The 24,384-nt window shown below is 73.7% G+C and carries 25 protein-coding genes; 13 read left to right on the top strand and 12 right to left on the bottom strand.

Annotated elements, in window-relative coordinates; genetic code table 11:
* Window positions 1-110: 110 nt before the first annotated feature.
* From B9W62_RS21595 to B9W62_RS21580, 3 genes are all read left to right on the top strand, one after another.
* On the top strand, window positions 111-2,711 hold the full coding sequence (locus tag B9W62_RS21595; RefSeq protein WP_087808712.1) for a helicase-associated domain-containing protein: 2,601 nt from the start codon (window positions 111-113) through the stop codon (window positions 2,709-2,711).
* A gap of 455 nt (window positions 2,712-3,166) precedes the next feature.
* Window positions 3,167-3,337: a hypothetical protein gene (locus tag B9W62_RS21585; RefSeq protein ID WP_087808710.1), complete on the top strand. Its 171-nt coding sequence runs from the start codon at window positions 3,167-3,169 to the stop codon at window positions 3,335-3,337.
* Between the two features lie 78 nt (window positions 3,338-3,415).
* Window positions 3,416-5,053, top strand: coding sequence for a DNA repair helicase XPB (locus B9W62_RS21580; protein WP_087808709.1), 1,638 nt, complete (start codon window positions 3,416-3,418; stop codon window positions 5,051-5,053).
* Between the two features lie 3 nt (window positions 5,054-5,056).
* Here the strand turns inward: B9W62_RS21580 and B9W62_RS21575 are convergent, their stop codons facing one another.
* Window positions 5,057-5,242, bottom strand: coding sequence for a hypothetical protein (locus B9W62_RS21575; protein ID WP_179235596.1), 186 nt, complete (start codon window positions 5,240-5,242; stop codon window positions 5,057-5,059).
* A gap of 302 nt (window positions 5,243-5,544) precedes the next feature.
* Between B9W62_RS21575 and B9W62_RS21570 the strand changes: the two genes are divergently transcribed.
* Window positions 5,545-7,590, top strand: a complete 2,046-nt coding sequence (locus B9W62_RS21570; protein ID WP_087808707.1) for a HelD family protein — start codon at window positions 5,545-5,547, stop codon at window positions 7,588-7,590.
* A 162-nt stretch (window positions 7,591-7,752) separates the two neighbouring features.
* On the opposite strand, the gene B9W62_RS21565 is transcribed toward B9W62_RS21570, so the two are convergent.
* From B9W62_RS21565 to B9W62_RS21555, 3 genes are all read right to left on the bottom strand, one after another.
* The gene (locus B9W62_RS21565) at window positions 7,753-8,442 is read right to left on the bottom strand and encodes a copper homeostasis protein CutC (RefSeq protein ID WP_087808706.1); all 690 of its coding nucleotides are present in this window, start codon (window positions 8,440-8,442) and stop codon (window positions 7,753-7,755) included.
* A gap of 84 nt (window positions 8,443-8,526) precedes the next feature.
* Entirely contained in the window at window positions 8,527-9,210 is a 684-nt protein-coding gene (locus B9W62_RS21560; protein ID WP_087808705.1) for a maleylpyruvate isomerase family mycothiol-dependent enzyme, read from the bottom strand.
* 9 nt (window positions 9,211-9,219) lie between these two features.
* Complete coding sequence (locus B9W62_RS21555) at window positions 9,220-9,879, bottom strand: TetR/AcrR family transcriptional regulator (RefSeq protein WP_087808704.1); 660 nt, start codon at window positions 9,877-9,879, stop codon at window positions 9,220-9,222.
* A 98-nt stretch (window positions 9,880-9,977) separates the two neighbouring features.
* Between B9W62_RS21555 and B9W62_RS21550 the strand changes: the two genes are divergently transcribed.
* On the top strand, window positions 9,978-10,706 hold the full coding sequence (locus B9W62_RS21550) for an HD domain-containing protein (RefSeq protein WP_087808703.1): 729 nt from the start codon (window positions 9,978-9,980) through the stop codon (window positions 10,704-10,706).
* A 10-nt stretch (window positions 10,707-10,716) separates the two neighbouring features.
* Entirely contained in the window at window positions 10,717-11,868 is a 1,152-nt protein-coding gene (locus B9W62_RS21545) for a GNAT family N-acetyltransferase (RefSeq protein ID WP_087808702.1), read from the top strand.
* Here the strand turns inward: B9W62_RS21545 and B9W62_RS21540 are convergent.
* Window positions 11,850-12,146, bottom strand: coding sequence for a DUF4031 domain-containing protein (locus B9W62_RS21540; RefSeq protein ID WP_087808701.1), 297 nt, complete (start codon window positions 12,144-12,146; stop codon window positions 11,850-11,852). The two genes, B9W62_RS21545 and B9W62_RS21540, sit on opposite strands and share 19 nt — an antisense overlap.
* Before the next feature lie 10 nt (window positions 12,147-12,156).
* Window positions 12,157-12,537, bottom strand: a complete 381-nt coding sequence (locus B9W62_RS21535) for a hypothetical protein (protein ID WP_087808700.1) — start codon at window positions 12,535-12,537, stop codon at window positions 12,157-12,159.
* A gap of 55 nt (window positions 12,538-12,592) precedes the next feature.
* On the opposite strand from B9W62_RS21535, the gene B9W62_RS21530 reads away from it, so the two are divergent.
* From B9W62_RS21530 to B9W62_RS21515, 4 genes are all read left to right on the top strand, one after another.
* Window positions 12,593-13,573 carry a MurR/RpiR family transcriptional regulator gene (locus B9W62_RS21530; protein ID WP_179235595.1) on the top strand — a complete coding sequence of 327 codons (981 nt, stop codon included), beginning with the start codon at window positions 12,593-12,595 and terminating at the stop codon, window positions 13,571-13,573.
* Between the two features lie 98 nt (window positions 13,574-13,671).
* A complete protein-coding gene (gene murQ, locus B9W62_RS21525) occupies window positions 13,672-14,607 on the top strand; it encodes an N-acetylmuramic acid 6-phosphate etherase (protein WP_087808698.1) in 936 nt (311 codons plus the stop codon).
* A gap of 67 nt (window positions 14,608-14,674) precedes the next feature.
* Complete coding sequence (locus tag B9W62_RS21520) at window positions 14,675-15,244, top strand: hypothetical protein (protein WP_087808697.1); 570 nt, start codon at window positions 14,675-14,677, stop codon at window positions 15,242-15,244.
* 1 nt (window position 15,245) lies between these two features.
* Complete coding sequence (locus B9W62_RS21515; protein ID WP_087808696.1) at window positions 15,246-15,839, top strand: TetR/AcrR family transcriptional regulator; 594 nt, start codon at window positions 15,246-15,248, stop codon at window positions 15,837-15,839.
* A 22-nt stretch (window positions 15,840-15,861) separates the two neighbouring features.
* Here B9W62_RS21515 and B9W62_RS21510 read toward each other — a convergent pair whose 3' ends face one another.
* Window positions 15,862-16,611 carry an SDR family NAD(P)-dependent oxidoreductase gene (locus B9W62_RS21510; RefSeq protein WP_087808695.1) on the bottom strand — a complete coding sequence of 250 codons (750 nt, stop codon included), beginning with the start codon at window positions 16,609-16,611 and terminating at the stop codon, window positions 15,862-15,864.
* Window positions 16,612-16,704: 93 nt separating this feature from the next.
* On the opposite strand from B9W62_RS21510, the gene B9W62_RS21505 reads away from it, so the two are divergent.
* A complete protein-coding gene (locus tag B9W62_RS21505) occupies window positions 16,705-17,313 on the top strand; it encodes a TetR/AcrR family transcriptional regulator (protein WP_087808694.1) in 609 nt (202 codons plus the stop codon).
* A 4-nt stretch (window positions 17,314-17,317) separates the two neighbouring features.
* Here the strand turns inward: B9W62_RS21505 and B9W62_RS21500 are convergent, their stop codons facing one another.
* Both B9W62_RS21500 and B9W62_RS21495 read right to left on the bottom strand, forming a co-directional pair.
* Window positions 17,318-17,854 (bottom strand): hypothetical protein, encoded by a 537-nt coding sequence (locus tag B9W62_RS21500; protein WP_087808693.1) that lies wholly within the window; start codon window positions 17,852-17,854, stop codon window positions 17,318-17,320.
* Window positions 17,855-17,886: 32 nt separating this feature from the next.
* A complete protein-coding gene (locus B9W62_RS21495; protein ID WP_087808692.1) occupies window positions 17,887-18,276 on the bottom strand; it encodes a hypothetical protein in 390 nt (129 codons plus the stop codon).
* A 118-nt stretch (window positions 18,277-18,394) separates the two neighbouring features.
* On the opposite strand from B9W62_RS21495, the gene B9W62_RS21490 reads away from it, so the two are divergent.
* Together B9W62_RS21490 and B9W62_RS21485 are read left to right on the top strand one after the other, a co-directional pair.
* Window positions 18,395-19,234 (top strand): helix-turn-helix domain-containing protein, encoded by an 840-nt coding sequence (locus tag B9W62_RS21490; protein ID WP_087808691.1) that lies wholly within the window; start codon window positions 18,395-18,397, stop codon window positions 19,232-19,234.
* A complete protein-coding gene (locus B9W62_RS21485) occupies window positions 19,218-19,430 on the top strand; it encodes a DUF397 domain-containing protein (RefSeq protein ID WP_087808690.1) in 213 nt (70 codons plus the stop codon). Before B9W62_RS21490 ends, B9W62_RS21485 begins: the two co-directional genes overlap by 17 nt.
* A 132-nt stretch (window positions 19,431-19,562) precedes the next feature.
* Here B9W62_RS21485 and B9W62_RS21480 read toward each other — a convergent pair whose 3' ends face one another.
* The 3 genes from B9W62_RS21480 to groL all read right to left on the bottom strand — a co-directional run bounded on the left by B9W62_RS21480 (window position 19,563) and on the right by groL (window position 24,144).
* Entirely contained in the window at window positions 19,563-21,104 is a 1,542-nt protein-coding gene (locus B9W62_RS21480) for a carboxylesterase/lipase family protein (RefSeq protein ID WP_087808689.1), read from the bottom strand.
* A 33-nt stretch (window positions 21,105-21,137) separates the two neighbouring features.
* Complete coding sequence (locus B9W62_RS21475) at window positions 21,138-22,268, bottom strand: NADH:flavin oxidoreductase (protein WP_087808688.1); 1,131 nt, start codon at window positions 22,266-22,268, stop codon at window positions 21,138-21,140.
* 250 nt (window positions 22,269-22,518) lie between these two features.
* Complete coding sequence (gene groL, locus B9W62_RS21470) at window positions 22,519-24,144, bottom strand: chaperonin GroEL (RefSeq protein WP_061444067.1); 1,626 nt, start codon at window positions 24,142-24,144, stop codon at window positions 22,519-22,521.
* Window positions 24,145-24,384 lie beyond the last annotated feature (240 nt).

Here is a 24,384-nt window from a genome sequence, read left to right as displayed (position 1 = left end):
CCTGTCGTACCCCGTCGGACGAAGGTACCGAATCCTCCCCGCCCGGCCGACGGCACCGCACCGGCGCACGCGCACCCCCGCCGTCCGACCCACCCGCTAACGTGGGCCGGATGAGCACCGAGGAGAAGTCCGCGGCCCCCCGGTCCCTCGCGGAAGCGCTCCGCGTCAGGGACGACGTCTCGCTGGCCGCCCTCCTGCGCAGTCGCCCCGACCTCATCACGCCCGTGCCGACGGACCTCACCCAGCTCGCCACCCGCGCCGGCACCCGCGCCTCCGTGGTGCGGGCACTGGAGCGCCTCGACCGGTTCACGCTCCAGACGGCCGAGGCGCTGGCCGTGGCGCCGGACCCGGCGTCGTACGGCGAACTGCTCGGCCTGATGGCCGGTGACGAGGAGGACCCGGCCGTCGCCGCCGCGCTGCCCCGGGCCGCCGCCCTGCTGCGCGAACAGGCGCTGGTGTGGGGCGCCGACGACCGGCTGCGGCTGGTGCGCACCGCCCGAGAGCTGCTCGCGCCCTCCCCGCAGCACCCGTCCCCGACGGGGCTCGGCCCCACCGTGCGGGAGGCGACGGCGGGCATGTCCCCGGGCCGGATCCAGGAGATCCTCGCCGCCGCCGGACTGCCCTCGACCCACGACTCGGTCTCCGCCGTGTCCGCGCTCGGCGCCCTGTTCGCCGACCGGCGGCGGATGGCCGCGCTCCTGGCGGCGCTGCCCGCGGAGTCCCGGGAGGTGCTGGACCGGCTGGTGTGGGGGCCGCCGTACGGCCAGGTCACCCACGACCCCGCCGCGCACCTGCGCGCACTCCTGGACCGCGGCCTGCTGCTGCCGACCGCGCCCGGCACGGTCGTGCTGCCCCGCGAGGTCGCCCTGCACCTGCGCGCGGGCCGGGCGCACCGCGCGCCCGAGCCGGTGCCGCCGCCGGTGGAGGCGGCCGCCACGCACCGTCCACAGGTGGTGGACGCCACCGCGGCCGGGCAGGCCCTGGCGGCGCTGGCGACCGTCGACGAGCTGCTGAAGGAGTGGGACGAGGGCGGCCCGTCGGTACTGCGGGCCGGCGGTCTGAGCGTGCGCGACCTGAAGCGGACCGCCGTCGCCCTGGACCTGCCCGAGCCGGTCGCCGCCTTCTGGGTCGAACTGGCCTACGGTGCCGGTCTGATCGCCTCCGACGGGGAGGCCGACGAGCGGTACGCGGCGACCCCGGCGTACGACGAGTGGCGCGAGCTGCCGCCCGCCGAGCGCTGGGCGCGGCTCGCCGGGACGTGGCTGACGGCCACCCGGACGCCGGGCGTGGTCGGCGGGCGGGACGCGAAGGACCGCACGCTCTCGGCGCTGGGCCCGAACCTGGACCGCTCGGCGGCGCCGGAGGTGCGGCACCGGGTGCTGGCCCTGCTGGCGGGGCTGCCCGAGGGCGCCTCGCCCGTCGCGGAGTCGGTGCTGGCCCGGCTGCGCTGGGAGCGCCCGCTGCGCGGCCCGCGGCAGGAGCGGGAGACCGGGTCCGGCGAGGCGCGGGACGACGACCTGCGCAGCCGGATCGCCCGGTGGACGCTGTCCGAGGCCGAGCTGCTGGGCGTCACCGGGCGCGGCGCCCTCGCGGCACCGGGGCGGGCCCTGATCGGCGCGCCCGAGGCACCCCGCCCGGCGGCCAAGGGGCCTGGGGGACCGGAGGGTCCGGGCGACAAGCTCCCCGTCCACCACCACCGCACGCCCCCGGTGTCCGCTCCCCCGAGCCCCGCCGAACGGGCCGCGGCCACCGCGACCGCCGCCCGGCTGCTCGCCCCGCTCTTCCCCGAACCGCTGGACCACGTGCTGCTCCAGGCCGACCTGACGGCGGTGGCGCCGGGGCCGCTGGAGCCGGAGCTGGCCGACGTGCTGGGGGTGCTCGCGGACGTGGAGTCCAAGGGCGGGGCGACGGTCTACCGGTTCACGCCGGGTTCGGTACGCCGGGCGCTGGACGCCGGCCGGAGCGCCGCCGACCTGCACGCGTTCCTCGCCCGGCACTCCCGTACGCCGGTGCCGCAGCCCCTGACGTACCTGATCGACGACGTGGCCCGGCGGCACGGGCGGCTGCGGGTCGGCGCGGCCTCGGCGTACGTGCGCTGCGACGACGACGCGACGCTGGACGAGATCCTCGCCGACAAGCGGGCCGCCGCCCTCGGCCTGCGCCGTCTCGCGCCCACCGTGCTGGCCGCGCAGGCCGACCCGGCGGCGCTGCTCGAGGGGCTGCGCGCGATCGGGTTCGCGCCGGCCGCCGAGTCCGCCGCGGGCGACGTGCTGATCGCCCGCGCGGACTCCCGCCGCACCCCGCCGCGGGCCGCCCCCGAGCCGGTCCCGGACGGTCCGCCGGCGCCCGACGACACACTCCTGGCGGCGGCGCTCCGCGCCGTGCGCGCCGGTGACCTCGCCTCCACGACCCCGCGCAAGCCGGGCCCCGGCGACGAGGGGAACGGCGGCGGGGGCGGAGCGCCGGGCGGCACGCTGCCCCGCACGGGCGCGGCCGAGACGCTGGCCACGATGCAGGCGGCGGTCCTGACCGGCGAGGCGCTGTGGATCGGCTACGTGAACGCCGAGGGCGCCGCCAGCCAGCGCGTGATCGCGCCGATCCGGGTCGAGGGCGGCTTCGTCACGGCGTACGACCACACGGCGGACGAGGTGCGCACCTACCCGCTGCACCGGGTCACGGGCGTGGCCGAGCTGGCGGACGACGCGGGCTGAACCGGCGTACGGCACCGACGTACGAGACACGCGTACGGCACACGCGTTACGAGACACGTGTACGGCCCCCGTGTACGACGCGCGGCGCACTTTCGGGTGTACGCGGTGGTTCATGCACGCCACGCCGGGTGATTCGCACCTGAGAGGGAGCTTTTTTCATATTCCGCATCGGGTCACGGGCGGTCGGGCAGCCACCGGGTGCCCTGCAAACCAACCGAAAGGAAGAACCCGATGCGTACTGCCGTTCGCCGTGTCGCCACCGTCCTGACCTCCACCGCGGCACTGATCGCGGCGTTCGCCGCCGAGGCCGCCGCCGTCGGCATCGACCTCGGTGGGGGCCTCACCCTCTGACCGTCCCCCTTCCGCCATCCTCCGGCGGGCCGGACCCCCAGCCCTTCCGGGCCCGGCCCGCCACCCCCGCCGAGACCTTCGCCGAGAACCCCGAAAGGCCCCCCATGCGCGGCAAGACCCCCGCCCCCGGTCCCGACCGTTCCACCGCCCGCTCCGCCGTCGCCGTCTCCGTCGCCGCCCTGATCACCGCGGCGGCGCTGTTCGGGGCGCTCGCGCCGAAGGCCGCGGCGGTGGAGGGGCCGCTCATCAACAACATCAGCATCGCTCTCCTGTAGGCCCCGCGCCGCGATCAGGCACACTTGACGTTTGGCCGAGCCGTCGTCCGGCCGTACGCACGCGAAAGGGTGCCGCCCGTGAATGGTCCGCTGATCGTCCAGTCCGACAAGACCCTGCTCCTGGAAGTCGACCACGAGCAGGCCGCCGACTGCCGTCGGGCCATCGCGCCGTTCGCCGAACTGGAGCGGGCGCCGGAGCACATCCACACCTACCGGGTGACCCCGCTGGGCCTGTGGAACGCGCGGGCGGCGGGCCACGACGCCGAGCAGGTCGTGGACGCCCTCGTCGAGTACAGCCGCTACCCGGTGCCGCACGCGCTGCTGGTCGACATCGCCGAGACGATGGACCGCTACGGCCGCCTCACCCTCTCCAAGCACCCGGCGCACGGCCTGGTCCTGACGACCACCGACCGGCCGGTCCTCGAGGAGGTCCTGAAGTCGAAGCGGATCGCGCCGCTGGTCGGCACCCGCATCGACGCCGACACGGTGGCCGTGCACCCCTCCGAGCGCGGGCAGATCAAGCAGACGCTGCTGAAGCTGGGCTGGCCGGCCGAGGACCTCGCCGGGTACGTCGACGGCGAGGCGCACCCGATCGACCTGGCCGAGGACGGATGGGCGCTGCGCCCGTACCAGAAGCAGGCGGTGGAGAACTTCTGGCACGGCGGCAGCGGTGTCGTCGTGCTCCCCTGCGGCGCGGGCAAGACGCTGGTCGGCGCGGGTGCGATGGCGCAGGCCAGGTCGACGACGCTGATCCTGGTCACCAACACCGTCTCCGCCCGGCAGTGGAAGCACGAGCTGGTCAAGCGCACCTCGCTGACCGAGGACGAGATCGGCGAGTACAGCGGCACCCGCAAGGAGATCCGGCCGGTCACCATCGCCACGTACCAGGTGCTGACCACCCGGCGGAAGGGCGTCTACCCGCACCTGGAGCTGTTCGACTCCCGGGACTGGGGGCTGATCGTCTACGACGAGGTGCACCTGCTGCCCGCGCCGGTTTTCAAGTTCACCGCCGACCTCCAGGCCCGGCGCCGGCTCGGCCTGACCGCGACCCTGGTGCGGGAGGACGGCCGCGAGTCGGACGTGTTCTCCCTGATCGGGCCGAAGCGGTTCGACGCGCCGTGGAAGGAGATCGAGGCGCAGGGCTACATCGCGCCCGCCGACTGCGTGGAGGTCCGGGTCAACCTCACCGACTCGGAGCGGCTCGCGTACGCCACCGCCGAGGCGGAGGAGAAGTACCGCTTCTGCGCGACGACCGACACCAAGCGGAAGGTGACGGAGGCGATCGTGCGGCGGTTCGCCGGACAGCAGATCCTCGTCATCGGCCAGTACATCGACCAGCTGGACGAGCTGGGCGAGCACCTGGGCGCGCCGGTCATCAAGGGCGAGACGTCCAACGCCCAGCGGGAGAAACTCTTCGAGTCCTTCCGGCAGGGCGAGATCAGCGTGCTCGTCGTGTCGAAGGTCGCGAACTTCTCGATCGACCTGCCGGAGGCGACGGTCGCCATCCAGGTGTCGGGCACGTTCGGCTCGCGGCAGGAGGAGGCCCAGCGCCTGGGCCGGGTGCTGCGGCCGAAGGCCGACGGCCACCAGGCGCACTTCTACTCGGTCGTCGCCCGCGACACCCTCGACCAGGACTTCGCCGCCCACCGCCAGCGCTTCCTGGCGGAACAGGGCTACGCCTACCGGATCATGGACGCGGACGAGGTCCTCGGCTGACGCTCAGCGGCGGCGGACGCCGGCCTCCTCGCCGTACTCGCCGAGGACGACGACGTCGAAGGCGGCGCCCGCGAACACCCTGACGGCGCGCAGGGTGTCACCGAGCCGGTGCCGGTGGCTGCCGGCCACGGGCGTGGCACCGGACGCGCGGCCCGGTGCCGGGGCGGGGGAGATGGTTGCTGCGCTCATGTCTCCATGGTGCGACCGCCCACCCCCGACCGGCATCGGTCTGCGGACCCAATCCCCGCCCGCCTCGGCTACGACCCTGGAGGGAGCGCATCCCCCAGCGCGGATGACGTGATCCCCTAGGGGTCGACCACGGGTCGGTCCCGGGACCGCGAAAAACGGTTGGCCCGCGCCACCCCCGCTCCCCTAGAATCTCCGCTCTTGCCCGCCTCCCCACGGAAGGCCGCCGTCCGGACGGAAACCGGTCGGTTCGTCGCGCGCCGACAGCGCGCCCACCACACCGCAGGTCATCCGGAGGCACCCCCTTGTCCACGCCCGGCCACGACGACCCCCTCTCCAAAGAGCGCTCCCACCTCGCCGCGTCCCGCTCCGCGCTGCGCGCCATGCGCGAGGACGTCGAGTCCCTCGACATCACCGACGTGACCGCGAACTGGGTCAACGCCGCGGTGCTGGAGGCGCAGATCGAGCAGCGCATCAAGGCGCTCGCGGACCTCAGCGAGACCCCGCTGTTCTTCGGCCGGCTCGACTACCTGCACGCCCCGGGCGCCGAGCAGGCGGAGGGCGGGGAAGGGGAACGCTTCTACGTCGGGCGGCGGCACGTGCACGACGCGGACGGCGACCCGATGGTGATCGACTGGCGGGCGCCGGTCTCCCAGCCGTTCTACCGCGCGTCGAAGAAGGACCCGCAGGACGTCTCGCTGCGCCGCCGCTTCGGCTACACCGGCGGCGACCTGACCGCGTACGAGGACGAGCACCTCCTCGACCCGGCCGAGGCCGCGACCACCAGCAGGCTGCTCCAGCAGGAGATCGAGCGGCCCCGCGTCGGACCGATGCGGGACATCGTGGCGACGATCCAGCCCGAGCAGGACGAGATCGTGCGCGCCGGGCTGGCCGGCTCGGTCTGCGTGCAGGGCGGCCCCGGCACCGGGAAGACCGCCGTCGGCCTGCACCGCGTCGCCTACCTCCTGTACGCGCACCGCGAGCGCCTGGCCCGCACGGGCACGCTGGTCATCGGCCCGAACCGGTCCTTCCTGCACTACATCGAGCAGGTGCTGCCGGCGCTCGGCGAGCTGACGGTGCGCCAGGCCACCGTGGACGACCTGGTCGCCCACGTCGAGGTGCGCGGCACGGACGAGGCGGCGACGGCGGTGATCAAGGGCGACGCCCGGATGGCGGAAGTGCTGCGCCGGGCCCTCTACTCCCATGTCACTCCGCCCGCCGAGGGCGTCGTCGTGGTGCGCGGCTCGCGCCGCTGGCGGGTGCCGGTGCACGAGCTGGAGGAGATCGTCCGCGAGCTGCTCGCCCGGGACATCCGCTACGGCGCCGCCCGCGAGGCGCTGCCGCAGCGGATCGCGCACGCGGTGCTGGTGCAGATGGAGCGGGCGGGCGAGGCGCCGGACGACCGGGTGCAGAACGCGGTGGCGCGCAACGCGGCCGTGAAGGCGCTGGTGAAGTCGGTCTGGCCGCAGGTCGACCCGGCGAAGCTGGTGCTGCGGCTGCTCACCGACGCGGACTTCCTCGCCGAGCACGCCGAGGGGGTCCTGACCGAGGACGAGCGGAAGGCGGTGCTGTGGGTGAAGCCGGCCCGCTCGGTGAAGTCCGCGAAGTGGTCACCGGCCGACGCCGTGCTGATCGACGAGGCGACCGACCTGATCGAGCGCACCCACTCGCTCGGGCACGTGGTCCTGGACGAGGCGCAGGACCTGTCCCCCATGCAGTACCGCGCGGTGGGCCGGCGCTGCACCACCGGCTCGGCGACCGTGCTGGGCGACCTGGCGCAGGGCACGACGCCGTGGGCGACCCGGAGCTGGGCCCAGGCGCTGGGGCACCTGGGCAAGGGCGAGGCGGTGGTCGAGGAGCTGACGGCCGGTTTCCGCGTGCCGACGGACGTCATCGCGTACGCCTCCCGGCTGCTGCCGCACATCGCGCCGGGGCTGACGCCGGTCGCGTCGATCCGCGAGAACCCGGGCTTCTTCGACATCCGTACGGCCCCGGACGGGGCGGCCGACGTGGTGGCGGCCTGCCGTGAGCTGCTGGAGCGGGAGGGCTCGGTCGGCCTGATCGCCGCGGACGCGCGGGTGCCGGAGCTGGCGGCGGCCCTGGCGGCGGCCGGGATCGGCCATGTGGGCCCCGGCGAGGAGACCACCCACGCCACCCGCCTGACCCTGGTCCCGGCCTCGCTGGCCAAGGGCCTGGAGTACGACTACGTGGTCCTGGACGAGCCGCAGGCGGTGGTCGACGGCGAGCCGGACGAACGGACGGGGCTGCGCCGCCTGTACGTGGCCCTGACCCGAGCGGTCTCGGGCCTCATCGTGACCCACACGACGGGCCTGCCACCGCAACTGGCGTAGCTGCGGGCAGTCGCCCGCCGCCGCTGCGGGCAGTCGTGCCGCTGGGGCGGCACGGGTGGGCGGTGGGGGTACCTCCCAGGCCGTTCAGGCACTGGGGGAGGCACCCCGCCACGCCGGGCTGCGTCCCCACCCCCCCGGCGAGCACCAGCCCAGGTGCACCGCTCATCCCCCGAGCACCCGCCGCCACTCCAACACCGCGTCCGCCGACACCGCCCCCGCCCACCCGGAGGGCCGCGCCGCGCCGCCGATGTGGAAGCCGTCGATCCCCGCGTCCAGCAGACCCGGCACGTGGTCGAGCCGCAGTCCGCCGCCGACCAGCAGCTGCTGCTCGTACCCCGGCTCCCCCCGCCGCCGCGCCTCCGCGAGCAGCACGGTCAGGCCGTCGTCCACGCCACCGGCCGCCCCGGCCGTCAGATAGGTGTCCAGGCCGGGGAAGTCCGCGAGCTGCTTGCGCAGCGCGTCGCGGTTCGCGGCGCGGTCGATCGCGCGGTGGAAGGTCCACCGGCACCCGTCCAGCACCTCGGCGATCCGCTCCACCGCGCCGAGGTCCACGTCGCCCTCCGCGTCGAGGAACCCCAGTACGAACTGCGTGGCCCCGGCCTCCCGCATCTCGTCGGCGACGCGTGCCAGACGCTCGACGTCCCCGGCGGCGAACCCGTCCGCGAGCCGGAGCATCACCCGTACGTCGATGTCGACGGCGGCACGGATCGCGGCGACGGTCGCGGCCGACGGGGTGAGTCCGTCGGCCGCCATGTCGGTGACCAGTTCGAGGCGATCCGCGCCTCCGGCCTGGGCGGCGACCGCGTCCTCGACGTCGAGGGCGATCACCTCCAGGACTGCACGCTTGCTCATGGGACCCCATTCGTCGGCCTGCTACAGGTCTAGTCCAATCCAAGACTACGCCCCAACGGCAGGCCCGGGGTCCCGCGCCGCCGCTCAGTCGCCGAAGATGTTCAGCTCCGCCGCCTCCACCCCGGCCAGCTCGTACGCCGCCGCGCCGTCCAGGGGTCGGCCCGCGTAGAGCCGCAGCAGGGTGGGACCGTCGCCGATGTACCGGCCCGGCGGCCGCTCGCCGCTCGCCTCGCCCAGCTTCAGCGGCTCGTCGAGGTCGTCCAGGTCGGCGTGGAGCGGCACGTGACCGCGCGCCCGGGTGATCGCGCCGAGCAGCGCGAGCGCCTCCGGCAGCCCGCGCCCCGCGTACGCCCCCGGCTCGCCGAGGGTCACCCGTACGTCACCGGCGTGCACCCACTCGCCCAGGGCGACGGCGTCCAGCCGGCCGTCCGACCGGGCGATCACCGGGCCCGCCTCGGTCATGCCCCGTTCCAGTTCGTCGACGACCCGGGCGTTGCTCCAGTCGGCGCGTTCGGCGATGTCGCGGTCGTTGGACTCGGGCGAGAAGACGCCCTTCTCGAAGCGTCGCTCCACCACCCGGATCAGGGCGCTGGAGCAGTGCGCCAGCACGTCGCGCACGGTCCAGCCCGGACACGCGACCACCGGCAGTGCGAAGTCCGCGTCCGCGCGGGAGCGCAGCAGGGGCACCAGTGCGTCGCGTTCGAGGGTCAGCAGTCGGCCGGGCAGCTCGGGGTCGCGTACGTCGCGCAGGTCTGCGGGAGTCGTCATGGCTCCACGTTAGGGCCCGAGCAGGTCCTCCAGTTCGGCCGCGTAGAGAAGTGCGGGGTCGAATCCCATGCCGGTGAACTGGCCGGCGAGTTCCAGCGACAGGACGCCGTGCAGCCGGGACCAGAAGGACAGGGCCCGGCGGAGCGCGGCGGAGGGCACCGGGCGGTCGCCCGCCCAGTGCCGGTGGGCCTCCAGGTGTGCGTCGAACGCGCCGGCGGCGCCCTGCGGCGCCGGTCCGGACGGCAGCGCGGCACAGGCGTCGACGATGACCGCCATGGTCTCGGCGGCGATCCCGGTGATGTCGTCGGGCGCCCGGTAGCCGGGGACGGGGGTGCCGAAGATGAGGAAGTAGCGCTGCGGGTCGTCCAGTGCCCAGGCGCGCAGGGCGTGCGCGAGACCGGCCAGGTCGGCACCGGCCTCGGCGGCCGCCCGGAAGGCGTCGGCCTGGCTGCGGTAGGCGTCCCGGATGAGTTCCGTGATCAGCTCGTCGCGGCCGTCGAAGTAGCGGTAGAGCGCGGGGCCGCTCATGCCCATCCGCTTGGCGATCGCGTTGAGGGAGAGCGCGGAGGCGCCCGCCGTGGCGATCTGCTCCCACGCGTGTTCCTTGATCTCCGCGCGCACCTGGGTGCGGTACCGCTCGCGCGGGGTGCTGGTGCGCGCCTCCGGCATGGTCCGCCCGCCGCCTTTCGAGTTCGCCCGGCCACCCGCCGGGAACGCGAGCACTTCGGTTAGAAGCTATCACGAACATTATCTGGAAGAATGCGCCCATGGCCGACCTCGACGCCCTGCGCTCCCGCTTCGCCCGCGCCCTGGCGGGAGCCACCGCCCCCGGCGCCGCCTCCGGTACCTCGCCCGGCGCCGCGCCCGGCGCCGCCCCCGGCACGCGCGCCGCCGCCGTCCCCGGTCCCGACCCCGCGCCGTACGCCGACGATCTGCTCGCCCGCTGGCAGGAGCCCCAGCGGCGCTACCACACCCTGGCGCACCTCACGGCGGTCCTGGACCACGTCGACGTACTGGCCCAGCACGCCGACGACGCGGACGTGGTGCGGCTCGCCGCGTGGTTCCACGACGCCGTCTACCGGCCGGACCGGTCCGAGAACGAGGAGCGCTCGGCCCGGCTCGCCGAACGCGCCCTGCCCGAGGCCGGGGTGCCGGCGGCGCGGACCGCCGAGGTGGCCCGGCTGGTGCGGCTCACCGTGACGCACGCCCCGGCCGCCGACGACCGCGACGGGCAGGTTTTGTGCGACGCGGACCTGGCGATCCTCGCCTCGCCGCCGTCGGCGTACGCGGCGTACACGGCGGCCGTGCGCGAGGAGTACCACTTCGTGCCGAACGAGGCGTTCCGCGAGGGCCGGGCCGCGGTCCTGCGCCAACTCCTCGACCTGCCCGTCCTGTTCCACACCCCGTACGGACGGCGGGAGTGGGAGGCGACCGCCCGCCACAACCTCACCGGCGAGCTGGAAATGCTGTCGCTGCCGGACACCCCGGACGTCTAGCCTGCCCGGCATGCGAAGCATGGGCGGGGATCAGGTGGAGGAGGCCGTCGCGGGCGCCGTGGCGCTGCTGCGGACGGCGACGGACCGGGACTGGCGCGCGACACGGGCCGGACGGCTCGCATGGGACTGCCGGTACACGGCGGAGCACGTCGCCAGCGACCTCATCGCCTACGCCGGGCAGCTCGCCGGACGCGCCACCGAGGCGTACGTGCCGTTCGAGATCACCCTGGACGGCGGCGACGACGGCCTGGACCCCGCCGACAACGAGGGCGTCCTCCAGGTGATCGAGACGACCGGCGCGCTGCTCGCCGCCGCCGTCCGCACCACCCCGCGCGAGGTCCGGGCCTTCCACCCGTACCCCTTCCGCAGCGCGGACCGCGAGGGCTTCGCCGCGATGGGGATCACCGAGGTGTTCCTGCACACGCACGACATCGCCGAAGGTCTCGGACTGACCTACGAACCGCCCGCCGAGCGCTGCGCGGACCTCCTCGCCCGGCTCTTCCCGCACGTGCGGCCCGACGCCGACCCCTGGCGCACCCTGCTGTGGGCCACCGGCCGCGGCGACCTGCCCGGACGCGCCCCGGTCACCGAGTGGCGCTGGCGCAACAACCTGGTGATCCCGGCCGAGCGGCTCACCCTCCAGGGCCTCACGCCGGCCGCCGCCACCGACCTCGCCGCGGGCGGCGACGGCGGCTTCGCCTGGGTCGACGGCGGGCCCTTCCAGGGCACCCGGGACGCCGCGGGCATGCTGGTGAAGGCCTACGAGACGGGGGTCCACCGCCCGGTGTGGGGGGTCTTCGTCCTCGTCCGGCGCGAGGACGGGCGCGCCGTCGGCGGGATCGGCTTCCACGGGGTGCCGGACGAGGAGGGCCGGGTGGAGATCGGCTACGACCTCGTCGAGGCGGCCCGGGGCAACGGCTACGCGACCGAGGCACTGCGCGCGCTGTCCGCGTGGGCGCTGGGGCGGGAGACGGTGACGTCCGTGCGCGCGACGACCGAGCCGGAGAACACGGCGTCGCAGGCGGTCATCGTCCGCGCCGGGTTCACCCGGGTCGCCGGGGACTTCGCCGAGACCGGTGCGACCGGTGCGACCGGTGGGACCGGTGAGGGCGGCGAGGGCGGCGAGCGCGCCGGGCAGTTCGCCTACGAGCTGCGCGGCTGAGCACCCGGGGCGGTACGGGCGGCCCCCTTGCGGCGGCGCAGTCCCGCCCCGTGCAGCAGCCGGACCACCTCGCGGCTGCTGACCTCCAGCGCGCCGGCGGACACCGCGTCGGTGTACCGGTGGGCGGGCAGGTCGTAGTGGTCGCGTTCGAAGGCGCGGCGCGGCACGCCCAGGGCCTCGGCGAAGGCGTGCAGTTCGGCGTAGGAGACGTCGCTGACCAGGTGGGACCAGAGACGGCCGTGGCCCGGCCAGGTCGGCGGGTCGATGTAGAGGGTCATCGGAGGGTCCTCATGAGGAGGCGCCGCCGGCGGCCGCGCCCAGCGAGCCGACGGCCGCGACCTTCACGCCGGCCTTGCCGCACACCCAGTGCGGGTCGGGGCCCAGCTCCGGCTCGACGTCCAGCGCGTGCGGGTCGCCGGTGCCGCACACCGGGCACAGCGGCCAGCGGCCGTACCGCTCCAGCAGGGCGTCCTGCACGTCCTGCGCGACCAGCCCGGCGACGAACTCCGCGCCCTCGGGCCACTGCTCGACCCACCAGCGCCGCTGCACGACGGACTCCTCGACCAGCGAGACGACGTCCGGTTCGGCGACCTCGCCCGCCACCAGGTCGGCGAGCACGAGGGCGCGTGCGGCATGCAGGGCCTGCTCCAGGGGGCTGATGGGGTTCATGCACCCATTGTGCGCACTCTTGACCCGCGGACCGAAACGAAAATATCTTTCATGAGTGACCGATGAAGTGAAGGAAACTTTCGCGAACGCCTCCGGGAGCCGCCGCGCCGCCGGAGGCGGGAGCGCGCCACCCGCGCCGCCCGCGCCCGCCGCCCTCGCGGCCAAGGTCCGCACCCTGGCGCCGTCGATGACCCGGTCCATGCAGCGGGTCGCCGAGGCCGTCGCGGGCGACCCGGCCGGCTGCGCGGCCCTCACGGTCACCGGCCTGGCCGAGCTGACCGGCACCAGCGAGGCGACCGTCGTCCGCACCGCCCGGCTGCTCGGCTACCCCGGCTACCGGGACCTGCGCCTCGCCCTCGCCGGGCTCGCCGCCCAGCAGCAGTCCGGCCGCGCGCCCGCCATCACGACGGACATCGCGGTCGACGACCCGATCGCCGACGTGGTCGCCAAGCTGGCCTACGACGAGCAGCAGACCCTCGCGGACACGGCCGCCGGTCTGGACACCGTCCAGCTCGGCGCGGCCGTCGCCGCACTGGCCGCCGCCCGGCGCACCGACGTGTACGGCATCGGCGCCTCCAACCTGGTCGCCCAGGATCTCACCCAGAAGATGCTGCGCATAGGGCTCATAGCCCACGCGCCGGGCGACCCGCACCTCGCCGTCACCAACGCGGTGCAGCTGCGCGCGGGGGACGTGGCCGTGGCCATCACGCACTCCGGCTCGACCGGGGACGTCATCGAACCGCTGCGGGTCGCCTTCGAACGGGGCGCGACGACCATCGCCGTCACCGGGCGCCCCGACAGCTCCGTCACCCAGTACGCCGACCACGTGCTGACCACGTCCACCGCCCGGGAGAGCGAGCTGCGGCCGGCGGCGATGTCGTCCCGGACCAGCCAGCTGCTGGTGGTGGACTGCCTGTTCGTGGGAGTGGCGCAGCGGATCTACGAGTCGGCCGCGCCGGCTTTGGCGGCGTCTTACGAGGCGTTGGCGCATCGGCACGGGGCGCTCCGCGCGGGGGCGGGGGACCGTAGGGCTTGATCATTGTAGGCGGCTGCGGGCCGAGTGTGGCTGGTCGCGCAGTTCCCCGCGCCCCTGGGTATCTACAGCCACCGTAAGCTGAAAAGGGCTGCATCCTGATGACCTCCACCCCCCATCACCCCAATCTGCGTTCCCAGTTGGAGACGTTGACGACCGAGGCGTTCCGGCCGGAGCTGGCCGAGATCGACCAATTGGACACACTCGACATCGCGCGGCTGATGAACGGCGAGGACGCCACCGTGGCCGCCGCCGTCGCCGAGCGGCTGCCGGAGATCGCCGCCGCGATCGAGGCCGTGGCCGTCCGCATGGCGCGCGGCGGGCGGCTGGTCTACGCGGGCGCCGGTACCGCCGGACGGCTCGGCGTGCTGGACGCCTCCGAGTGCCCGCCCACCTTCAACACCGCCCCCGGGCAGGTCGTCGGCCTGATCGCGGGCGGCCCGGACGCCATGGTGACCTCCGTCGAGGGCGCCGAGGACTCCCCCGAGCTGGCCCGCGCCGACCTGGAGGCCCTCGCGCTGACCGCCGACGACACGGTGGTCGGCGTCTCCGCCTCCGGCCGCACCCCGTACGCCGTCGGCGCCGTCGAGTACGCCCGCTCGCTCGGTGCCCTGACCGTCGGCCTCGCCTGCAACCGGGACAGCGCCCTGGCCGCCGCCGCCGAGCACGGCATCGAGGTGGTCACCGGGCCCGAGCTGCTCACCGGCTCGACGCGGCTGAAGGCGGGCACGGCGCAGAAGCTGGTCCTGAACATGCTGTCGACGATCACGATGATCCGGCTCGGCAAGACGTACGGGAACCTGATGGTGGACGTCCGCGCCTCCAACGAGAAGCTGCGGGCCCGCTCGCGCCGTATCGTCGCGCTCGCCACCGGGGCCGCCGACGACGACATCGAGCGGGCCCTGACCGCGACCGACGGCGAGGTCAAGAACGCGATCCTGGTCCTGCTGGCCGACGTGGACGGCCCGACGGCCGCCCGGCTGCTGGCGGAGTCCGGCGGCCACCTGCGGGCGGCGCTGGCGGCGGCGCTCGGCTGACCGGCCGCGCCGCCTCCGGTCGGCCGGGGGCCCGGGGCGGTCCGCGCCGTGTGCGATTCTGAAGGACATGAACCACGCCCAGCTGACCGCCCTGGGCCGCGCCCTGCGCCTCCTCGGTGAGCACGGCGAGGCCCTGACCACCGACACCCCGGAGGCCAAGCTGCACGAGGTCCGCGCGGACCTGAAGCGTGCGCTGGACCAGCTGGAGGAGAGCGTCACCACGACGGCCCCCAGCACCCGCTGCCCGGAGCACCCGAACGGGCCGGTCGACAGTGCCGCCCCCGACCTGTGCCTGCTGTGCGAGACCCGCCGGCGCACGGCCCGCCGCGCCGAGTACAGCGGCGGACCGCTGCCGGCCCGGCCCGCCGAGCCGGTCCAGTCCCGCTACGGCGTCCGGGGCGACCGGCCGCAGCCCCAGCAGCGCTGGCTGCCCGAGCAGTGGACCGGCCAGACGTGGCAGCTGTGCGGCACCCCGCGCCGCGACCGCCGCGAGGCCGAGCTGTACATCGCGGCCCAACTGCGCGGACCGCACGCGGCGATGGCGTACCGGCTCGTCCACGAGTTCACGGACTACGAGGTGCTGCGGGTGTGGGGCACGCCGGTACGGGTGGACATCGAGCCGATGGGCGGCTTCTGACGTGGTGAGACGCAACGACCAGCGGCGCGCCGCCCTCGTCGACGCGGCGATCGAGGTACTGGCCGCGCAGGGCGCCCGGGGCCTGACCTTCCGGGCGGTGGACACGGAGGCCGCCGTCCCGCCCGGCACCGCGTCCAACTACTTCGCCAACCGCGACGACCTCCTCACCCAGGCGGGCGCCCGCGTCTACGAGCGGCTGCACCCGGGCGAGGCCGCCCTCGCACGCCAGCGCACGGCCCCTCGCGACCGTGACACCTACGTGCGGCTGATGCGCGAACTGGTCGACCGGGTCGCCGGGTTCCGCACCGGCTACCTCGCCCTGCTCGAACTGCGCCTGGAGGCCACCCGGCGCCCCGAGCTGCGCGCGGTGCTGACCGAACGCGTCCGCGAGGACGTCGCCGCCAACGTCGCCCACCACGAGGCGTCCGGCCTCCCCGGCGACGCCATGGCCGTCAAGCTGCTCATGCTCGCCCTGAACTGGCTGATCGTCGAACGGCTCACGCTGCCGGACGTGTTCACCGAGGAGGAGCGGGACCGCCTGGTGACGGCGGCGGTCGACCGCATCGTGATGCCGCAGGGACCGGCCGGGGGCTGAACGCCCGCTCCCGCCCGCCGGGTCAGATCTGGTTCTCGCCGCCGTCGACGTACCAGTTGGCGCCGAGGACGAAGCTGCTCTGGTCCGAGGCGAGGAAGGCCACCACGGCGGCGACCTCCTCGGGGCGCCCCATCCGGCCGATGGCGGTGTCCCCGGCGAGCTTCGTGTGGACGGTGGGCGCGTTCGACTCGCCGAAGAGGTTGGTGATCCCGGGGGTGTCGACCGGGCCGGGTGAGATCGCGTTGACCCGCACGCCCCGGCCCTTGAGTTCGTTGGCCCAGCCCCGCGCGAAGGTCCGGACGGCGGCCTTGGAGGCGGCGTACAGGCTGAACGCCTCCGCGCCGTTGTCGGCGGCGGTGGAGGCGTTGAGGATCACCGAGGCGCCGTCGTTGAGCAGCGGCAGCGCCTTCTGCACGGTGAAGAGGGTGCCCCGCACGTTGACGCCGAAGATCTCCTCGTACCGCTCCGCGGTGATCTCCGCCAGCGGCACGAGGGACGCGGTCGCCGCGTTGGCGAAGACCACGTCGAGCCCCCGGCCGCGGGCGCGGACCGCGTCGTAGAGCCGGTCCAGGTCGGCCGGGTCCGAGACGTCACCGGCCACCGCCGTGACCCGCTCCGCACCGATGATCTCCACGGCCGCGTCCAGCGCGGTCTTGCGCCGCCCGGTGATGAACACGTGCGCGCCCTCGTCCGCCAGCCGCACCGCACTGGCCAGGCCGATCCCCGTGCCGCCGCCGGTGACGACGGCCGTCCTGCCTTCGAGCTGTCCCATGGTCAAAGACCTCCAGAGATTCCGTACCGATCGGTACTGAAATCGACCGTAGCACATCCGTACCGATCGATACGGAAGGAGTAGACTGAGGCCATGGAGACGCGACAGAAGGGGTCGATCGGCCGGCCGAGGGGATTCGACGCCGACGAGGCGCTGGAGAAGGCCATGCGGGTCTTCTGGGAGCAGGGCTACGAGGGCGCCAGCCTCACCGACCTGACCGGCGCCATGGGCATCACCCGCACCAGCATGTACGCGGCCTTCGGCAACAAGGAGGACCTGTTCCGCAAGGCGCTCGAACGCTACGAGGAGGGCCCCGCCTCCTACGTCGCCCGCGCCCTGCGGGAGCCGACCGCCCGCGAGGTGGCGACCGCGTTCCTGAGGGGTGCCGTCCAGGTCAGCACCCGCCCCGACTGCCCGTCCGGCTGCCTGGGCGTCCAGGGCTCACTCGCCGCCGGCGAGACCGGACGCACCGCCCGCGACCTGCTCGCCGACTGGCGTGAAGGGGGCGTCGGCCAACTCCGCGACCGGTTCCGGCAGGCCGTCGACGACGGCGACCTGCCGCCCGGCACGGACCCCCTGCACCTCGCCCGGTACCTCATGACCTTCGCCAACGGCATCTCCGTACAGGCCACCGGCGGCGCCACCCGGGAGGACCTCCAGCGGGTGGCCGACACGGCCCTGCGCACCTGGCCGCCCGCGTGATCCGTCAGGCGCCGACCGGACCGGCCGCCGCCAGGGCCTCCGTGACCGCCTGCCGCAGCGAACGGCCGGTGACCCGGCGGTTCTCCCCGCCGGCCAGGTGCGCCGCGGCACGCCCCACCCAGTCCGGGTCGCCGAGGAGCTGGAGCGTCCCGTCATCGGTGAGCTGCCGCAACAGGGCTTCCAGCCGGAGCGCGTCGACCGCCCGGTAGGGGCGGGTGTGCTGATCGAAGCGCAGCTGGTGGTCCTCATAGGGGTGGCGCAGCGTCATGTGCAACCAGCCGCCGTCACGCGAGGCGACCATGCCCCTCAGCGTGTACTGGCCCCTGGTGTTCGTGTTCCAGGGGTGCTTGCCCCAGGTGATCCTGATGCCGTTCATGATCCTGGACCACGGCACCAACTGCCCCTCGGAGCCCGGCTCGCGCTGGTGCAGCCCTTCCGGGCGGAACTCCACCCAGTGGGCGCCGGCCTGCGTGGCGTCCCCGACCCCCCAACGGCCGTCGGTCAGTTCCAGCGGTCCCAGAGACACACGGTCCTCCCCCATGCGGTCATTGAACCACGCGGACGGCGACGCCCTCAGGGGTGCGCACTCTCGCGGTTCGTCCTGCGCAGCCGCGCCTTCAGCACCTCCTCCGGCCGCGCCACGGCCACCGACGCCTGCGGGCAGTCCCACTCCCGGCCCCCCGCGACCGGCCTCAACTGCACATGGCCGCCCACGTGCCCCATCACCTCCCCAACGCGCCCGTCCCTCGCGTCCACGGCATGCGTGCCGACGGCCGGCCGCTCGCCCCGCACCACCGACGCCAGCCGCTCCGCGACCCGTACGTTGCACCGCCCCAGGTCGACCAGGGCGAACGGCTCGTCACTCGCGCCGGTCACCGGATCGACGCACAGGGACGGCAGGACGACACCGGCGCCCACGAGGGCCTGCCGCAGGGACTCGACGACTTCTTCGGTCGACCGCACCCTTCCTCACCTCCACGCTGAGTTCGTGATTCGCGACACAGCGTGTCCGTTGCGCTCCTAACCTGGCCATACAGGGCGCTCCAACAATCCCTGCTGTGCGACCGGGAGTTCCGTCACCATGCCAGGACCGAAAGACCTCGACCCGTCCTCGTCCCCCCGCGCCCTCCTCGGCGCCGAGTTGCGCCACGCCCGCGAGAAGTCCGGCCTGAGCCAGGAGGAACTGGGCGCGCGGCTGTTCGTCAGCGGCTCCTTCATCGGCCAACTGGAGTCCGGCACGCGCCGGATGCAGCCGGAGTACGCCCGCCTGCTGGACGACGTCCTCGGCACGGAGGATTTCTTCCGGCGGAACTGCGGGGCGTCGGCCAAGTCCAAGTATCCGGAGCACTTCGCCCAGGCGGCGGAGGCGGAGGCTGTCGCTACCACGATCAGGCACTACCTGCCGCTTCTGGTTCCGGGCCTCTTGCAGACCCCGGGCTACGCCGAGGCGCTGTTCCGCACGTATCGACCCATGGCGTCCGACGCCGAGGTCGAACAACTGGTGGCCATCCGGATGGAGCGAGCGCGGCTGCTGAACAATCCAACAACCCCGCTGTTGTGGGTGGTGCTTGACGAAGCCGCGCTCCGTCGTCCGGTCGGCGGCAGTGCGACCATGGCGGAGACCTTGCGTCATGTAGCGGAACTGGCGGCCAGGCATCGGATCATCGTGCAAGTTCTGCCGTTCAGCGCCGGAACACATGCCGCGATGGGCGGCTCTCTGAAGCTCATGGAGTTCGCTGACGCGCCTACTCTCTGCTTCGTCGAGGGACTGGACATGGGCGCGCTGCTGGACGATCCCCTCACTGTCGCCCGGCACAACCTGACGTTCAGCCTCCTCCAGGCCACCGCTCTGTCTCCACCCGACTCGCTGGTCCTGATTCAGTCGGTGGCGCAGACTTACGAGCATGAACAGCACTCCTGAGGCCACTTGGCGCAAGTCCAGCTACAGCGCAGGAGACGGTGGCGACTGCCTCGAAGTCGCCACCGGCATCCCCACCGTCGTCCCGGTCCGGGACTCGAAGAACCCCGTCGGCCCAACCCTCCGCTTCCAGGCCGAGGCATGGTCGGTCTTCGTCGACGAGATCAGGCGCGGCGTCTCTGGCCGAGGTGGGTGGTGACCGCGGCCAACCCGGCTGCGCCGTACGCCGGCCACCGGCCCCCGGCCCGGTAGCCCTCCGCTGCTCGTACGTCCGCGTACCCGCCGACGACGACCGGGACGGCGAACAGGCCCAGCGGGAGTCCCCGGAAGATCACGCCTTCGGGTCCACCAACGGCAGCGGCGCGAACTCGTACCCTTCCCACAGGCGGCGGGAGATCTCCTCCGGATAGGGCGCGACGGCCGACTCGGCGTCGAAGACCCGCACCAGGCGCTGCCGCGTGTCGTACGCGGGCCAGCCCGGGTCGCCGGTGCGGGCGAAGGCCGTCCAGGCGGCGCGGAAGCCGGACGACAGGGCCAGCGCCTCCGGGGACGGCTCCGTGCCGCCGAACTGGAGCAGCCCCAGGTCCGCCTGGAAGGTGCCGAAGAGGAGCGGGATGTCCAGGGCGTGGCAGGCGCCCAGGGCGCCGTCGAAGGCGGGGGCGGGCCAGGTGAGTTCGTAGACGTGGGACCGGCCGCCGCCCGCGAGGTGGGCCTCGGCCAGGTGCAGGGACGGCATGGCGAACAGCCAGTCGGTCTGGACGCGTTCGTAGAGGTCGTTGGCCGACGCGTCCGGGAACGCGGCGCGGTAGGCGGCCTCGCCGCCCGGGGCGTACAGACGCAGCGCGGCGCTCGCGCGGTCCTCGCCGATCTCGCCCAGCTTGCCCGCCATGGCGGTGAACAGGCGGTTCTCGTCCCGGTTGTGACCGGCGATCAGCTCGACGTCGCGGGCCGCGCCGGCGGCGAGCGCCTGCCAGGGCGTGACGGGGAGGAACTCGCCGTCCACGACGGGCGCGTACGGGGTGACCGTGGGCGCGGCCTGGCCCCAGCGGGGGACGTTGCCCGGCATCTTCGGGGCGAGGGCCTGGCCCGCCTTGACGAGCTGGTCCGGAGTGAGGTCCGCGAGGTCTTCGACGGTCGGGCGCAGGCCCAGCTCGGCGGCGAGGGCGGTGCCGATGTCGGCGGCGAGTGCGGTGGAGAAGAACGTGCCCGGCACGCTCTGGGCGACGGCCCGCCGGAAGAGACCGGCCGCGCGGGGCATGGCGAGCAGGGCGGCCACGGAACCGGCGCCGGCCGACTCGCCGAAGATCGTGACCTGGTCGGGGTCCCCGCCGAACGCGGCAATGTTCTCCTGCACCCAGACCAGCGCCGCGATCTGGTCGAGCAGGCCGCGGTTGGCGGGGGCGCCCTCGATGTGGGCGAATCCCTCCATGCCGAGGCGGTAGTTGAGGGTGACGACGACGAGGTCGCCGTCGGCGGCTATGCGGCGGGCGTCGTAGGCGGGGCTGCCGGAATGGCCCATCTTGTAGGCGCCGCCGTGGATCCAGACCATGACCGGGCGGTGGGCGGCCGGGTCGGGGGCGGGCGTCCAGACGTTGGCCGTCAGCCAGTCGTCGCCCCCGGGGGCGTCCGAGGAGCCGGCGGTGCCCGCGACTCCGAGGTCCTGCGGGGGCGGCGGGCCGAAGGCGTATGCGTCGCGTATGCCGTCCCAGGGGCGGGGGCGGCGCGGGGCGGCGAAGCGGGCGTCCCCCACCGGGGGCTGGGCGAAGGGGATGCCGCGGAAGACGGTCAGGCCGTCCTCGGTCCGGCCGCGCACCGCGCCGGAGGAGGTGCGCACCACGGGTTCCACTGACTCGGCAGGTCCAGGGATCGTCATCCTCCGGACCCTACGCCGTGGTGCGCACCGCGCTCAGCTGAGGGTCTTCAGCGATGCCGCGTCGTACGGGGCGAGTTCGTCGAAGCGTCCGTCGAGGACCTTCTCGGCCCACCGCGGGTCGTGGAGCAGCGCGCGGCCGACGGCGACCAGGTCGAACTCGTCGCGCTCCAGGCGGTCGAGGAGGTTGTCGAGGCTGCCGACGGGGGCGCCCTCGCCCTGGAAGGCCTTGGTGAAGTCGCCGTCGAGGCCGACCGAGCCGACGGTGATGGCGGTCCTGCCGGTGAGCTTCTTGGTCCAGCCGGCGAGGTTGAGGTCCGAGTCCTCGAACTCCGGGAGCCAGTAGCGGCGGGTGGAGGCGTGGAAGGCGTCGACACCGGCCGAGGCAAGCGGGGCCAGGATGGCCTCCAGCTCCTGGGGGGTCTGGGCGAGGCGGGCGCCGTAGACGTCCTGCTTCCACTGGGAGTAGCGGAAGATCACGGGGAAGTCGGCGGAGACCGTCTCCCGTACGGCGGCCACGATCTCGGCGGCGAACCTGGTCCGGGCGACGGGGTCGCCGCCGTAGGCGTCGGTGCGGCGGTTGGTGCCGGACCACAGGAACTGGTCGACGAGGTAGCCGTGGGCGCCGTGGATCTCCACGCCGTCGAAGCCGATGCGCTCGGCGGCCGCGGCGGACTCGGCGAAGGCGCCGATGACGTCGTCCAGGTCGCGCTGGGTCATCGCGGTGCCGGTGGGCTCGTCCTCGCCGATGCGCAGGCCGGACGGGCCGACGGCGGGGGCCTCCGGGAAGGGCTGGTCCCCGGCCTTGCGGACCATGCCGATGTGCCACAGCTGCGGCACGATCGTGCCGCCCGCCGCGTGCACCGCCTCGGCGACCTTCGCCCACCCGGCGAGCTGCTCCTCGCCGTGGAAGCGCGGGACGCGGTCGCTCTGCCCGGCCGAGTCGTGGCCGACGTAGGTGCCCTCGGTGACGATCAGTCCGACACCGGCGGCGGCGCGACGGGAGTAGTACGACACCACGTCCTCGCCGGGGACGCCGCCGGGGGAGAACATCCGGGTCATCGGCGCCATCGCGATGCGGTTGGGCACGGTGAGGCCGTTGATGGTGGCCGGGCGGGCGAGCAGTTGGGCGGCACGGTGGGTGGCCTCGGCGGGGGTGACGGTCACGTGGGGGCTCCTGGGATGGGGTACCAGTCGGTATGTGCGCGCGCATTCATCGCACTCCAACGGGAACGGGCCGGCCCCGCCGGACCATTCCGCCCGGCGCCCCGATGTGACCCGGGCCACAGCGGAAGGAGTGAGGGGCGGAAGGGGCGAGCGGTGGGCGGGGGCCGGACACGCCCGAGGGCGGCACCCCCCTCGCGGGGAGTGCCGCCCTCGGTCCGTGCTGGACGGTCGATCAACCGGAACCGGTCGATCAGAAGTCCATGTCACCGCCCGGCATGCCGCCCGGGGCGCCCGCCGGAGCGGCCTTCTCGGGCTTGTCGGCGATGACGGCCTCGGTGGTGAGGAACAGCGCGGCGATGGAGGCGGCGTTCTGCAGGGCAGAGCGGGTCACCTTCGCCGGGTCGATGATGCCCTCGGCGATCATGTCGACGTACTCACCGGAGGCGGCGTTCAGGCCGTGGCCGACGGTCAGGTTGCGGACCTTCTCCACGACGACGCCGCCCTCGAGACCGCCGTTGACGGCGATCTGCTTCAGCGGGGCCTCAAGGGCGAGCTTCACGGCGTTGGCGCCGGTCGCCTCGTCACCCGTCAGCTCCAGCTTCTCGAAGACCTGGGAGGCCTGGAGCAGGGCCACGCCACCACCGGCGACGATGCCCTCCTCGACGGCCGCCTTCGCGTTGCGAACGGCGTCCTCGATGCGGTGCTTGCGCTCCTTGAGCTCGACCTCGGTGGCGGCACCGGCCTTGATGACGGCCACGCCGCCGGCCAGCTTCGCCAGGCGCTCCTGGAGCTTCTCGCGGTCGTAGTCCGAGTCGCTGTTCTCGATCTCGGCGCGGATCTGGTTGACCCGGCCCTGGACCTGGTCGGCCGAGCCGGCGCCGTCCACGATCGTGGTCTCGTCCTTGGTGATGACGACCTTGCGCGCGCTGCCCAGCAGGTCCAGCGTGGCGTTCTCGAGCTTGAGGCCGACCTCCTCGGAGATGACCTCGCCGCCCGTGAGGATGGCGATGTCGCCGAGCATGGCCTTGCGGCGGTCGCCGAAGCCCGGGGCCTTGACGGCGACGGACTTGAAGGTGCCGCGGATCTTGTTGACGACCAGGGTCGACAGGGCCTCGCCCTCGACGTCCTCGGCGATGATCAGCAGCGGCTTGCCCGACTGCATGACCTTCTCCAGGAGCGGCAGCAGGTCCTTGACGTTGCCGATCTTGGAGTTGGCGATCAGGATGTACGGGTCGTCGAGCGACGCCTCCATACGCTCCATGTCGGTGGCGAAGTACGCCGAGATGTAGCCCTTGTCGAAGCGCATACCCTCGGTGAGCTCCAGCTCCAGACCGAAGGTCTGGGACTCCTCGACGGTGATGACGCCTTCCTTGCCGACCTTGTCCATGGCCTCGGCGATGAGCTCGCCGATCTGGGTGTCGGCGGCGGAGATGGAGGCCGTGGAGGCGATCTGCTCCTTGGTCTCGACATCCTTGGCCTGCTCGAGCAGGGCGGCGGAGACGGCCTCGACGGCCTTCTCGATACCGCGCTTGAGGGCCATCGGGTTGGCGCCGGCGGCGACGTTGCGCAGGCCTTCCTTGACCAGGGCCTGGGCGAGGACGGTCGCGGTGGTCGTACCGTCACCGGCGACGTCGTCCGTCTTCTTGGCGACTTCCTTGACCAGCTCGGCGCCGATCTTCTCGTACGGGTCCTCGAGCTCGATCTCCTTGGCGATGGAGACACCATCGTTGGTGATCGTGGGGGCGCCCCACTTCTTCTCGAGGACGACGTTGCGGCCCTTGGGGCCGAGCGTCACCTTGACGGCGTCCGCGAGCTGGTTCATGCCGCGCTCGAGGCCGCGCCGCGCCTCCTCGTCGAACGCGATGATCTTGGCCATGTGAAGTGGTCCCTCCAGGACTGGGGGTGATTCCTTCGGACCGCGCCCGCGCCCGCGACGGACGGCTCGCCGACCGCGTGGTTCCTTCCCCACCCGGCCCGCGGGCCTCACCGACCCGGTCCTTCGTTGTCACTCTCACCTTCAGAGTGCTAACGCCAATGATTAGCACTCGCCCCCATCGAGTGCAAGCGCCTCTCGGGGATCGGGCCCCGCCGTCAGCCACCCGCGAACAAGGGGACG

Source organism: Streptomyces sp. CS113, assembly GCF_002188365.1.
Classification (GTDB): domain Bacteria; phylum Actinomycetota; class Actinomycetes; order Streptomycetales; family Streptomycetaceae; genus Streptomyces; species Streptomyces tendae.
Note: the sequence above shows the minus strand (reverse complement) of the source record. Positions and strands in the feature narration are given on the sequence as shown.